Annotated in this window: 16 protein-coding genes and 1 pseudogene; 8 read left to right on the forward strand and 9 right to left on the reverse strand. The window is 65.0% G+C overall.

The features are described 5' to 3' along the window. Nucleotides 1–283 (forward strand): annotated as a pseudogene (locus XF30_RS30460) (collagen-like protein); the annotation flags it as partial. Here XF30_RS30460 and XF30_RS30465 read toward each other — a convergent pair. Together XF30_RS30465 and XF30_RS30470 are read right to left on the reverse strand one after the other, a co-directional pair. Further along, complete coding sequence (locus XF30_RS30465) at nt 280–495, reverse strand: hypothetical protein (protein WP_036013212.1); 216 nt, start codon at nt 493–495, stop codon at nt 280–282. The pseudogene XF30_RS30460 and the gene XF30_RS30465 sit on opposite strands and share 4 nt — an antisense overlap. A gap of 93 nt (nt 496–588) precedes the next feature. Further along, nucleotides 589–858 carry a DUF2277 domain-containing protein gene (locus XF30_RS30470; protein WP_109144717.1) on the reverse strand — a complete coding sequence of 90 codons (270 nt, stop codon included), beginning with the start codon at nt 856–858 and terminating at the stop codon, nt 589–591. A 254-nt stretch (nt 859–1,112) separates the two neighbouring features. On the opposite strand from XF30_RS30470, the gene XF30_RS30475 reads away from it, so the two are divergent. Then, complete coding sequence (locus XF30_RS30475; protein ID WP_036013289.1) at nt 1,113–1,466, forward strand: hypothetical protein; 354 nt, start codon at nt 1,113–1,115, stop codon at nt 1,464–1,466. A 76-nt stretch (nt 1,467–1,542) separates the two neighbouring features. After that, nucleotides 1,543–2,145, forward strand: a complete 603-nt coding sequence (locus tag XF30_RS30480; RefSeq protein WP_036028502.1) for an MSMEG_1061 family FMN-dependent PPOX-type flavoprotein — start codon at nt 1,543–1,545, stop codon at nt 2,143–2,145. Between the two features lie 95 nt (nt 2,146–2,240). Here the strand turns inward: XF30_RS30480 and bfr are convergent, their stop codons facing one another. The 3 genes from bfr to XF30_RS39590 all read right to left on the reverse strand — a co-directional run bounded on the left by bfr (nt 2,241) and on the right by XF30_RS39590 (nt 3,622). Then, nucleotides 2,241–2,729, reverse strand: a complete 489-nt coding sequence (gene bfr, locus XF30_RS30485) for a bacterioferritin (RefSeq protein ID WP_036013205.1) — start codon at nt 2,727–2,729, stop codon at nt 2,241–2,243. Nucleotides 2,730–2,862: 133 nt separating this feature from the next. Continuing rightward, on the reverse strand, nt 2,863–3,135 hold the full coding sequence (locus XF30_RS30490) for a (2Fe-2S)-binding protein (protein ID WP_036013202.1): 273 nt from the start codon (nt 3,133–3,135) through the stop codon (nt 2,863–2,865). A gap of 160 nt (nt 3,136–3,295) precedes the next feature. Further along, nucleotides 3,296–3,622: a hypothetical protein gene (locus XF30_RS39590; protein ID WP_244609048.1), complete on the reverse strand. Its 327-nt coding sequence runs from the start codon at nt 3,620–3,622 to the stop codon at nt 3,296–3,298. Between the two features lie 125 nt (nt 3,623–3,747). On the opposite strand from XF30_RS39590, the gene XF30_RS30495 reads away from it, so the two are divergent. Continuing rightward, nucleotides 3,748–4,068 (forward strand): hypothetical protein, encoded by a 321-nt coding sequence (locus tag XF30_RS30495; protein ID WP_057026972.1) that lies wholly within the window; start codon nt 3,748–3,750, stop codon nt 4,066–4,068. A gap of 211 nt (nt 4,069–4,279) precedes the next feature. Continuing rightward, nucleotides 4,280–4,561 carry a hypothetical protein gene (locus XF30_RS30500; protein WP_036013199.1) on the forward strand — a complete coding sequence of 94 codons (282 nt, stop codon included), beginning with the start codon at nt 4,280–4,282 and terminating at the stop codon, nt 4,559–4,561. A gap of 178 nt (nt 4,562–4,739) precedes the next feature. Here the strand turns inward: XF30_RS30500 and XF30_RS30505 are convergent, their stop codons facing one another. Next, nucleotides 4,740–5,966 carry a lytic murein transglycosylase gene (locus XF30_RS30505; RefSeq protein ID WP_109144718.1) on the reverse strand — a complete coding sequence of 409 codons (1,227 nt, stop codon included), beginning with the start codon at nt 5,964–5,966 and terminating at the stop codon, nt 4,740–4,742. Between the two features lie 7 nt (nt 5,967–5,973). Then, nucleotides 5,974–7,623, reverse strand: coding sequence for an energy-dependent translational throttle protein EttA (gene ettA, locus XF30_RS30510; protein WP_036028509.1), 1,650 nt, complete (start codon nt 7,621–7,623; stop codon nt 5,974–5,976). 235 nt (nt 7,624–7,858) lie between these two features. Here ettA and XF30_RS30515 point away from each other — a divergent pair, with 235 nt between their 5' ends. Both XF30_RS30515 and XF30_RS30520 read left to right on the forward strand, forming a co-directional pair. Then, entirely contained in the window at nt 7,859–8,074 is a 216-nt protein-coding gene (locus XF30_RS30515) for a hypothetical protein (protein WP_036013194.1), read from the forward strand. 130 nt (nt 8,075–8,204) lie between these two features. Beyond that, complete coding sequence (locus XF30_RS30520; protein ID WP_109144719.1) at nt 8,205–9,167, forward strand: D-2-hydroxyacid dehydrogenase family protein; 963 nt, start codon at nt 8,205–8,207, stop codon at nt 9,165–9,167. A 55-nt stretch (nt 9,168–9,222) separates the two neighbouring features. On the opposite strand, the gene XF30_RS30525 is transcribed toward XF30_RS30520, so the two are convergent. After that, the gene (locus XF30_RS30525; protein WP_192893467.1) at nt 9,223–10,419 is read right to left on the reverse strand and encodes a L,D-transpeptidase family protein; all 1,197 of its coding nucleotides are present in this window, start codon (nt 10,417–10,419) and stop codon (nt 9,223–9,225) included. A 368-nt stretch (nt 10,420–10,787) separates the two neighbouring features. Between XF30_RS30525 and XF30_RS30530 the strand changes: the two genes are divergently transcribed. Further along, complete coding sequence (locus XF30_RS30530) at nt 10,788–11,558, forward strand: hypothetical protein (RefSeq protein WP_109144721.1); 771 nt, start codon at nt 10,788–10,790, stop codon at nt 11,556–11,558. A gap of 167 nt (nt 11,559–11,725) precedes the next feature. Here the strand turns inward: XF30_RS30530 and XF30_RS39595 are convergent. Further along, nucleotides 11,726–11,903: rhodanese-like domain-containing protein (locus XF30_RS39595; RefSeq protein WP_349644209.1), on the reverse strand; the 178-nt coding region annotated here is incomplete at its 5' end.

An 11,903-nucleotide genomic window follows, 5' to 3' on the forward strand; every position in this document is an offset into this window, starting at 1 on the left:
CGGGCCGCAGGGACCGGCGGGGCCGCAAGGCCCGCGCGGCGAGCCGGGTCCGCCCGGCCAATTGCCGTCGATCGAGCAGGTGCTGCCCTGGCTCGACCAGCTCTTCGATGCCTGGGACGAACGCCGCCGCCAACGCGAGCGCGAAGCCGCCGAGCGCGAAGCGCTCGAAGCCGCCGTCCAGGAGACCGACGAGGCAATCGTCGATGACGAGGGCGATGACGTCGACGATCACAGGAAGAAAAAGAAAAAGAAGAAGCAGGGCAAGGATAGCCGACGGGTCTAGTCGGGCCGATCCTCGCGCCGCGGCAGCATGCCCATGCGCTCGAATTGCCAGCGCATGGCGCGATACCAGAAATAGCCGACCGCCGCGCCGCACAGGGCGAGGATGATCACGTTCGCGCTCGAGAACGAGCCGCTCCACCACATCATCCACGCGGTCCACAGCAGCGTGAAGACGATGGCACCTGCTTTCAAAGGAAGAAGGGGGTGGCTCATGTCGTGCTCCGGGCGATCAAAACCCCGGCCGCCACCATCGCAAGCCGAGGCAGCAGATACCGTGAGCCAGATCACGGAGCACGCTGCCTGACCTCACGTACCGAAGCGCAGCCGCGAACGCTCTTTCGCCTTCTCCGCCTCAACCTCGCGGTCGCGCGCCGGCGCGTTCGTATGCAGCGCGGTCAGGAGTTTTCGCGCCGCCTCGGAGACCTCGGCCACCGCACGATCGAACGCCGCCTCGTTGGCCTGCGACGGCTTGTTGAAACCCGACAGCTTTCGCACGAATTGCAGCGCGCTGGCGTGGATCTCATCCTCCGTCGCCGGCGGCTCGAAGTTGAACAGCGTCTTGATGTTGCGGCACATGCACTTTCTCCCGGCGTTTTCCTTAAGACGAAGGTCCGAGCCGAAATCCTACATCCGCCTTCTCGCTTCTGCGACCAACTTGGTGGATGCGCCACAAGCTGATCTCGCAGCGCATCATAAGCGGGGGCGCCGGCATCGCATATTATTTGAGCATGCATTGCAGTGACGGCTCAGGCTTAATCCGTGCCAACGATAGGGAAAGACGCGCAGGACAATCGCGCGGCCATGGCACGATACGCGACGAGGAGGATCGCATGCACAGGCTCGCACTGTGCGTTTGGTTGGTTGCGACGACAGCGCTGGCAAACGTTGCGTTCGCGCGCGACAATGGCCAATACGACCACGTTCCGCCCGACATCCGCGCCTGGTTCAAGAGCGTGATCGCGCCGAACGGGGTTCCCTGCTGCGACATCTCCGATGGCCATCGCACCGAGTATGACGTGCGCAATGGCGCTTATTGGGTGCCGATCGAGGGACAATGGATCGAGGTGCCCGGACGCGCCATCATCCGCGACCAGGGCAATCCGATCGGCCAGGCCGTGGTGTGGTACGTCCACCACCGCGGCTCCATCATCATCAGCTGCTTCGTGCCGGCGGATGCGGTGTAACGCGCCTTGGTGATTTCCATTGGCTGGCGACGGCCCGATCGGGTAGCTTGAAGCCAGCTGAAGCGGAGGCACGCCGTTGACCGATCTTAGCGCCGAAGACCTCGCCACCATCTATGCCAAGCCGAGCCCGCGCGTGATCGCGAAGGCACGGCCCGCGATCGATGCGCATGCGAAGAAATTCATCGAGATGTCGCCATTCTGCGTGCTCGCGACATCGGGAGCGGACGGCAGCGTCGACGCTTCGCCGCGCGGCGGCGGCATCGGCTTCGTCCGCGTCGCCGGCCCCAACCAGCTGCTGATGCCCGACCGCTCCGGCAACAACCGCATCGACAGTTTCCGCAACGTCGTCGAAGGCTCAGGCTTCGTGCATTTGCTGTTCTTCGTGCCGGGCATCGAGGAGACGCTGCGCGTCGGCGGCCGCGGCACGCTGTCGGCCGACCCGGATCTGCTCGCCTCGATGGTGGAATTCGGCAAGCCGCCGCGCGCGGTGCTGAACGTCGCGGTCAGCGAGGTCTATTTCCATTGCGGCAAGGCGCTGATGCGCTCGAATCTGTGGGGGTCGGAGAAGGTGCAGCGCTCGGTGATGCCGAGCATCGTCACGGTCATTCACGAGCAGACCGGCCTCGGCGAACCGGCGAGCCAGGAGGCCGTGGAAGAGCTCTACAAGACGCAGCTGTAGCCGAGAGCGGTTCCGCAAAACGAAACGACGTGCGGCAACACGTGGATGGCCGGGGTCAAGCCCGGCCATGACGATGGAGGGAGCCAGGCCCGAGTTTAGTGCCCCTCGCCCTCGAGCCCGCCGACATGCTTCTGGGTGTAGAGCTCAAGGCCGATGCGGCCGATCAGATCGAGCTGGGTCTCGAGGAAGTCGATGTGGTGCTCCTCGTCGCTCATCAGCTTCTCGAACAGGTCGCGTGTGACATAGTCCTTGGCGCTGTGACAGTAGGTCGCCGCTTCCTGATAGAGCGCCCGCGCGCTCATCTCGGCGGCGAGATCGCATTCGATGATCTCCTTGACGTTCTGGCCGATGCGCAGGGGATCGAGCACCTGCATGTTCGGAAAGCCGTCGAAGAACAGGATCCGCTCGGTGAGCTTGTCGGCGTGCTCCATCTCCTCGATGGATTCCTTGCGCCAGACCTTGGCCATGTCCAGCAGGCCCCAATTGTCGAGGAAGCGGTAATGCAGCCAGTACTGATTGATCGCAGTCAGCTCGTGACGCAGCGCCTTGTTGAGATAGTCGATGACTTTTGCGTCGCCCTGCATGGTTCACTCCAGCTCTTGCAGTCCAAATCGGTCCCAAACCGAGTTTAGAACGCTTCTAAATCACTTTGCGAGCGAGAGCAACCGGCTACGGGAACCCAGCCGGGGAAAAGCTCAGCCGGAATTGCGGAAGTTTTCAGCAGGCCGCGAGGGCGAACTCGGCGGGTTCGGCGGTCTCGTCGTTGGCGGCCACGGTGTGGCTATGCGGGCAGCCGGCGCAGCAGGACTGCGCACAGGGGCCGAGCGCTTCGTCGATGATACTCTTGATCGTCCGGGCGCAGCGCCCGCATTCGGCGCTGCAGCCGAGACAGCCATAGACCTGTTTGGCATGCCGCACGGCGTCGTCGGACTCGGCGACGGCGGCGCGGATATCATCATCGCTCAGCACGTTACAGGAACAAACGATCATGGAAGCGGCAGGCCCTTCGGTGATGCGCCATCATCGATATTTAACAGGCCGGCCGGATGCAAAAGGAAAAACAGGTATTTGAAGCTATTCCAAACTGGCCTGATCAAAGCCTAGAACGGCTCTAAATCAACCTCTTGCGCTGGATCAAGATTGTAGCCCACTAGTCGCCGCCACCGCCGCCTCCTCCTCCGCCGTCGCCACCGCCGCAGTCGCCGCCGCCGCAGTCGCCGCCGCTACTGCTGCTATCGCTGCTGGAACAGCTTGCGCCGTCGCCAGAGCTCCCCGAACTGCCGCCGGAAAACCAGCTTCCCCGCGAGAAGCCGTCATTCGTCCCGGAATAGGTGCTGTCCCCGCTACTCCCTCCGTGGCTGCCGGCGGTAGCGCGGGAGCGCCGTGCGCGGTTCTGGAGATGTGCGATCCAGCCGTAGCCGACCGCGAAAACGATCCCGGCCGCAATCAAAGCATTAATCATCGCGTTGCCCATCATCGTCTCCCGGTGGGACCCATACCAATTGGTCGTCTCCGGCAAAGGTGCCGTTCATTGATCATTCAAGCGGAATATGGAACCTTGCGGCCCAAAGGTTCCCGCGTGTTCGTCTGAAAGGTCAAGCAATGAAGAAATCGCTCCTGGCGGTCGCTGCCGTCGCCATTCTGGCCCTGACGGCCGGAACACCGGCCCATGCCCAGCGCGGTGTCGCGGCAGGCGTGGCCGCCGGGATCATCGGCGGCGCCATTGTCGGCGGCGCGCTGGCTTCTCCGTATTATTACGGGCCTAGCTATGGCTACTATGGGCCGGGCTACTACCCGCCGCGCTACTACGCCCCGGGTCCAGGCTATGTTGCCGACGACTATTACGGCGGCTGCGTCTGGCAGAAGCAGCGCTTCTGGGATGGCTATGCCTGGCGCGTCCGTCGCGTCCGAGTCTGCGGCTGAGGCGCGCCAAGCCGGTTCACTACGGATGCGCCGTTCATCTCAGGGCCTGAAAAAGACCGCTTTTTCTCGTCACAGCTCCGTGTGCGTTTACCGTGGATTGACCATTTGCGCGCTTCCTAGCTGCAAGGCCAATTCCATCAGAGTGTGCGTGAACCTTTGAAACCCGGGCGCCTCTAACAGGAGGAACCCATCTCCCAGGAGAGCCAAGAGCATGAACAAGACTTTAGTTGCCGCGCTCACGGTCGCGACGGTCGCCGGTTCGCTGGTGACCGCCGCTCCGTCCGCGAAGGCCCATGATGGCGTCGGCGCCGGTATCGCAGCCGGCCTGATCGGTGGCGCCATCGTCGGCGGCGCCATCGCCTCCAGCCGTCCCGCCTATGGCGGCCCCGTTTACATCGCCGAGCCCCCGCCGCCCGCGCCCTGCTACTGGCGCCGCGAGCGCTATTGGGACGGCTACGGCTGGGTCAGCCGTCCGGTTCGCGTTTGCTACTGATCTGATTGCCTGGCGCATGCGCGCCGCGATCGGAAAGCCCGGCCGAGAGCATTGGCCGGGCTTTTTGTTTGCGCACGCTAAAGCGCGATGCGGTTAGGATGAAGCGTCATCGCGCTTTAGGTTATTGTTTGAGCATGATCTTTTCGGAAAACCGCTTCACACTTTTCCGGATCATGCTCTATCGCGCCGCCTGGATCGAACGCAGCACCTCTTCGCTCGGCCAGCAATCGACCTTGAGGCCCGCCGACTTCTGATAGGCGCCAAGCGCCGCACGGGTCTGCATGCCGGCCTTGCCGTCGATCTTGTCCTTGTAGAGCCCGATCCGCGTCAGCTCGCGCTGCATGGTCTCGACGTCCTTGGTGCGCAATTGCTTCGAGGCGGACCAGGGCGTTGCGAACGGCAGCGGGCTCGTCATGCGGTCGCTGAGATGGCCGACGAACAGCACGTAGAGATCGGAGAAATTGTATTCCTTGATGACGAAGTAATTCTTCGTGGTCAGGAATGACGGGCCGTAGATGCCTTCGGGCTGGAGCAGCGAGGCCGGCTGCGCCTGCTCGGCGGCGCTGAGCTTTTGGCCGCGTACCGGGACAAAACCCTCGCGCAGCCATTGGCCGATCGGCTTCGTCACCTCCGGCACGCCCGTCGTGCAATCGACCTTCGCCGGCGCCTGCACCTCGTAAGCCCAGCGCACGCCGCTCTGCCAGCCCTTGTTGACGAGCTGCTGCGCAGCCGAGGCCAGCGCATCCGGCACCGAGTGCCAGATGTCGATGCGGCCATCGCCGTCGAAATCGACGCCATGCTTGTAATATTCGGACGGCAGGAACTGGGTGAGGCCGGTCGCGCCGGCCCAGGACGAGCGCATGTCCTTGCGCGTGACGACGCCTTCATCGAGGATCTTGAGCGCGGCAATGAACTCGTTGCGATACTGATCCTTTCGGCGTCCGACATAGGCCTGCGTCGCCAGTACGCGCACCAGATCGTAGGGCAACGTGTGCCGGCCATAGTCTGTCTCGCGGCCCCAGATGGCGAGCATGACGGTCGCCGGCACCCCGGACTTCTTCTCGATCTCGTCCAGCGAGGTACGATGCTTTTGGAGCAGCCGCTGCCCCTCGCCTGCAAGCCGCGCGATCGAGGCTTCCTTGACGTAGTCGGCCGGCACCTGCACGAACTCGGCCTGCGACGGCGCACCCGTTGCCGGCCGCCCGGGCAAGAGCAGATCGGGCAGCTTGTAGTCGGGCTCCAGCCCGCGCGTTTGCGCATCGAACGTTGCGCGCGAAACGCCGGCCTGTTGGGCCTCCGGCCACAACGAGGCGATGAACTGGGTGAAAGCGGCGTCGGCAGCACGGACGGGCGACCAGCTGCAGGCGATGACGATCCCCGCAGCGATGAGCGCCCGTCGCATCATGCCGCCATCACCGCGTCAGCTTCTTGTACTTCACGCGGTGCGGGATGATGCTGTCCTGGCCGAGCCGGCGCATCTTGTCCTTCTCGTAGTCCTGGAAATTGCCTTCGAACCATTCGACGTGGCTCTCGCCCTCGAAGGCGAGGATGTGCGTCGCGATGCGGTCGAGGAACCAGCGATCGTGGCTGATGATGACGGCGCAGCCGGCGAAGTCCTCCAGCGCCTCTTCGAGCGCGCGCAGCGTGTCGACGTCGAGGTCGTTGGTCGGCTCGTCGAGCAGCAGGACGTTGGCGCCGGACTTCAGCATTTTTGCGAGATGGACGCGGTTGCGTTCACCGCCCGAGAGCGCGCCGACCTTCTTCTGCTGGTCCGCGCCCTTGAAGTTGAACGACGAGCAATAGCCGCGCGAGTTGACTTCCTTCTTGCCGAGCAGGATCAGTTCGTTGCCGCCAGAGATCTCCTCCCACACGGTCTTCTTGCCGTCGAGCGCGTCGCGCGACTGGTCGACGTAGCCGAGATGCACGGTCTCGCCGACCGTGATCGTGCCGGAGTCCGGCTTCTCCTGAGCGGTGATCATCCTGAACAACGTGGTCTTGCCGGCGCCGTTGGGACCGATCACGCCGACGATGCCGCCGGGCGGCAGCTTGAAGGTGAGGTTGTCGATCAGGAGACGATCGCCAAAGCCTTTGCTGAGCCCCTCGAAATCGACCACGTTGGCGCCGAGCCGCTCGGCCACTGGAATGATGATTTGCGCGGTCTGGGTCTGCTTCTCGCTCGCCTTCTTCAGCAGCTCCTCATAGCGCTGGTAGCGCGCCTTCGACTTGGCCTGGCGGGCCTTCGGCGACGAGGCGACCCATTCCTGCTCGCGCGCGAGCGTCTTCTGGTGCGCCGCATCCTCGCGGCCCTCCTGCTCCAGACGCTTCTGCTTCTGCACCAGCCAGGACGAGTAATTGCCCTCGTACGGGATGCCGCGGCCGCGATCGAGCTCGAGGATCCAGCCCGTGACGTTGTCGAGAAAGTAGCGGTCGTGGGTGACGATCAGGATCGCACCGGGATAGTTGCGCAAATGGCCTTCCAGCCACGACACGGATTCCGCGTCGAGATGGTTGGTTGGCTCGTCCAGCAGCAAGAGTTCGGGCTGGTCGAGCAGCAGGCGGCACAGCGCGACGCGGCGGCGCTCACCGCCCGAGAGTTTCGTCACGTCGGCATCGTCGGGCGGACAGCGCAGCGCGTCCATGGCCTGGTCGACCTTGCTGTCGAGATCCCACAGGCCTTGGGCCTCGATCTCGTCCTGCAGCTTGGTCATCTCGTCGGCGGTCTCGTCCGAATAGTTGACCGCGAGCTCGTTGTAACGGTCCAGGATCGCCTTCTGCTTGGCGACGCCCTGCATGACGTTTTCGCGCACGGTCAGCTTGGAATCGAGCTGCGGCTCCTGCTCGAGATAGCCGACGCGGGCGCCCTCGGCGACCCAGGCCTCGCCGGTGTATTCCTTGTCGAGACCGGCCATGATCTTGAGCAGGGTCGACTTACCCGAGCCGTTGACGCCGAGCACGCCGATCTTGGCGTCCGGGTAGAAGCTCAGATGGATGTTATCGAGCACCTTCCGGGTCGGGTAGCTCTTGGTCAGGCCCTGCATGAAATAGATGAACTGGCGCGCCATCGGTCCCGTGAAACCTTCGATTTGAGGAAATTTTGCTTGCCGCCGATGTAGCGATCCCGCCCCCAAAGGGCAACGTTTTCCGTCCGTTCACCACGGATGAATACGGGCAGGAAACCATCCGGCCACCGATCCGGACAATTGAAACCATCTTTTAATAAATCAGGCCAAAGCTCGGTTTCGCGCGGAAACAGCGCCACCCGCTCAGAACGAACGGGGAGCACAGCGAGGCCGCATCATGGCTCTGATCGAGACCCATTCTCTTCCTGTTCCGGCAGGAGCCGGGCGCGACTCCGGGTTCGCCTCGGAGATCAAGGCCTTCTGGAAGCGCTTCTTCGTCACCGCCTTCAATCCCTACCGGCCCGAACTGCATTACATGCGCGGCCCCGGCCCCGCCTGGCGCGCCAAGCACGGCATGGATGCACCGTTCCGCCTGAAGCCCCGCGACGTCTGAGCGACGATCCCTATCAAACTTTTGAAGACGCAGGCTGCTTGCGCGCCGGCGCGATTGCGCGCAAACCATGGCCAGGTTCCGATGACGGCGCCCGCCTGGCGCCTTCACCTCTCGCCATGGATGAACGCTGATGAGCCGGCTGCGCTGCGCAATCCTCGACGACTATTTCAATCTCGCCCTCGACGTCGCCGACTGGCCGAAATTGTCGGATCGCGTCGACGTCACCGTGTTCAGCCATCCCTTCGCCTCCGAGCAGGCCGCAGCCAGTGCGCTCACCGACTTCGAAATCATCTGCGCGATGCGCGAGCGCACGGCGTTTCCCAAGAGCCTGTTCGATCGCCTGCCGAAGCTTAAGCTGCTGCTGACCTCGGGCATGCGCAACGCTGCGATCGACATCGAGGCCGCGAAAGCGCGCGGCATCGCCATCGGCGGCACGCAATATTCCCGCGATCCGACGGCGCCGCTCACGATGGGCCTGGTCCTGGAATTGACCCGCGGCATCGGCCGAGAGAACGCGCGCATGCATGCGGGCGAGTCCTGGCAGACATTTGCCGGAGTCGAGATCGAAGGGCTGACGCTCGGCGTCGTCGGGCTCGGCAAGCTCGGCAGCAAGATGGCGGGCATTGCGAAGGCGTTCGGCATGAACGTGATCGCCTGGAGCCCGAACCTCACCGCGGAGAAATGTGCGGCGGCCGGCGTCGGCTACGCCTCCAAGGAGGAGCTGTTCGCCAAGGCCGACATCGTCACCATCCACGTGGTGCTGAGCGAGCGCTCGCGTGGCCTCGTCAGCCGCGCGGATCTTGCGCGGATGAAACCGACGGCCTTCCTGGTCAATACCGCGCGCGGGCCGATCGTGGATGAGCAGGCGCTGCTGGAAGTCTTGCAGCAGCGCAAGATCGCAGGCGCCGGCCTAGACGTGTTCTCGGTCGAGCCGCTGCCGGTCGACCATCCCTTCCGCAAGCTCGACAATCTCGTGCTGACGCCGCATCTGGGCTACGCCACCACGGATGGTCTGCGCATCCATTACGGCCAGATGGTCGAGGCGATCGACGCCTTCACCAAAGGCGGCGAGCTGCCGCGGAAGCTGGCCTGAAACGAAAAGGGCGTGCCGACGGCACGCCCTTCGCAATCTCATCGAGTTGAGGCCCTCAGCGCACGGTGACCGGCGCGGGCAGCGGCGGCACAACGGTGGGCTGCGTCCCCGGGACCGGGCCCGCCTGGGCGGACATCGGAGCCGGCCCGGCAGCGCTCTGCGTCGGCGCGGCGGAGGCCGTCGCCGTTCCCGGCGGCGGACCACCCGGCATCACGACAACGCGGGTGCCGACCTTGACGCGCTCGAACAGGTCGGAGACGTCCTCGTTCAGCATGCCGATGCAGCCGGAGGAGACGAACTTGCCGATCGTCGAGGGCTGGTTGGTGCCGTGGATGCGGTAGACGGTCGAACCTAGATACATCGCGCGGGCGCCGAGCGGATTACCCGGGCCGCCGGCCATGAAGCGCGGCAGATAGGGCTGACGCTCGATCATCTCGGTCGGCGGATGCCAATCCGGCCACTCGGCCTTGCGGGTGATCTTCTGCACGCCCGTCCAGGTGAAGCCGTCGCGGCCGACTCGGACGCCGTAGCGGATCGCACGGCCGCCTCCGAGCACGTAATAGAGGTAGGTGTTGGGCGTATCGACCACGAGCGTGCCGGCCGGCTCCTTGGTCTGGAACGCGACCTCCTGACGGCGCAGGTTCGGCGGCAGCTGCACCGGCGCGGCATCGGGCTGCTCCTCGGGCGGCAGCGCGGCCAGGGTCACCGGGCGGCCATCTGTGCCCACGGGCGGCTGTCCGGCCTGGACCGTCCCAGTCGCGGCGGGACCGCCCACAGCCTCGGGCGGACGCAGGCCATCGTTGGCGGGCGATTGCTGAGGCGGACGGTCGGCGTAGATCACCGCCGGCGGACCGGCGGGCCGGCCGTAGCGGGGATCGTCGGGCGACATCACGGGGCCCTGCGGCGCGGCCGAATAGACCGGCGGGGCGCCAGCCGGGCGCCCATAGCGCGGATCATCCGGCGACATCACCGGACCTTGGGGTGGGGCGGCCGAATAGACCGGAGGCGCGCCCATCGGACGACCGTAGCGCGGATCGTCGGCCGGACCGGGCGGGGGCAGCGAGGCATGCGGCATCGCGTCGTCGTCTTCATCCAGCGCGTCGAAATTCGGCATGCGGTCACCGGGCCGATATTCGGCCGGCGCGCCATAGCTTGGCACCTGCTGGATCGGATAGCTCTGAGCCTGAGCGAACGAGGTTCCCGCCGCAGCGACTGTTGCGGCAGCGCATATCGTCAGAAAGTGTTTGATCATCATCGCTCTTGTATAGTCCCCAAGCCCGACCGGACCGTTAACGGCCAGATGACGGAAGATAGCGGCACATTCAAGACATATCAGGCTTATTTGCGCCGGACTTGCCGATTTGTGATCCGCAAGACTACCGTTGCCCCGTTGCATCACGGGGCTGAAATCGTATCGCGCCTTCGATTGGCGCGATGGTCGGCCGCGATTTTAACGGAACGATGCGGAGACGTTGCGATATGGTCGAATCAGCCTGATTCGCCACTTTTTTGAGCTCCGATCCCGCGTGGCGAACGCGGCAAGCAGTACCGTCACCGCGTTCAGATGGCTCTTGAGCCCCGGCTACTTCCGCCGCCGGGGCGGAAATTCGCAATCGCTCAATGCTTCCCGGCTTTCGCTTCCTGTTTGCCGCGATCCTGCTGTCAACCTCCATCCTGGTGTTCGGCCTAGGGGCCGCCGCTCTGCTCCGGGCGACCCATCAGCAATATGTCAACAACCCCGGCTGGCGGAACGGGCCGCAGGAGCAAATGTTTGCGCAGGCGCCCGAGCCGGCCCAGCCGGTGCTCGCGGTGCTGCGGACCGAGCCGGAGCCACCTGCCGAGACCACGCCATCGCTGCGCGACCAGGTGCCGACCATCGCTCTGCCCCTGAGCGAGCCCGAACAGGTTGCTGCACTGACGACCGAGACCGACGTCCAGCCCGAGGCCGCCGCGCCCCTGGCTGAAGTGCCGGCCATCGAAGCAGCCAAGCCCGAACCGACCGTGACGGCCGCAGCGCCGGCTTCCATCGATACGCTGACCCCCGCCGACACCACGGCCGGGATTCCCGAGGCCCAGCCTGCCGCAATCGCCAGCGAGCCGGAACCAGCTGACCCGGCCCTCGCCGCCGCGGCGCTCGATGTCGCCTCCGCAAGGCTCGCTGCGCTGAACGCCGCCACAGCGGCGACGGACGCGCCGGCGAAGGTCAAGGCCGAGAGCAGCAAGGCCGAGAGCACCAAGTCGGACAGCAAGGCGACCAAGCGCAAGGCGAAAGCCAAGAAGCGAGCCCGCGTGGTGCGGCGCCCGCCGCCTCAGCAGTTGCAGCAGCAGCTCGATCCGTTCGGTCAGCAGCAGCCGGCCTTCGCGACAACGACGACCGCACGCACGCGGTGATCTTACTTCTTCACCTCTCCCCGCTTGCGGGGAGAGGTCGGAATACGCGCGTCGCGCGGATTCCGGGTGAGGGGGTATAGTCTCATCGTGTGGAGAGAGGCCCCTCACCCCAACCCTCTCCCCGTAAGAACGGGGCGAGGGAGCGCACCGTCATCGTGGCTGCAACCTCAAGCCGGGCCGGTCGCGATGGCCGGGCCGCCGGCCTGGCCCCATTCCGACCACGAGCCGTCATAGAGCGCGGTGTCGGTGATGCCGAGGCGGTAGAGCGCGAGCGTCAGCACGCCGGCCGAGACGCCGGAGCCGCAGCTCGTCACGATCGGCGCATCCAGCTCGACGCCGGCATTG

This window comes from Bradyrhizobium sp. SUTN9-2, assembly GCF_003122645.1.
Classification (GTDB): domain Bacteria; phylum Pseudomonadota; class Alphaproteobacteria; order Rhizobiales; family Xanthobacteraceae; genus Bradyrhizobium; species Bradyrhizobium yuanmingense.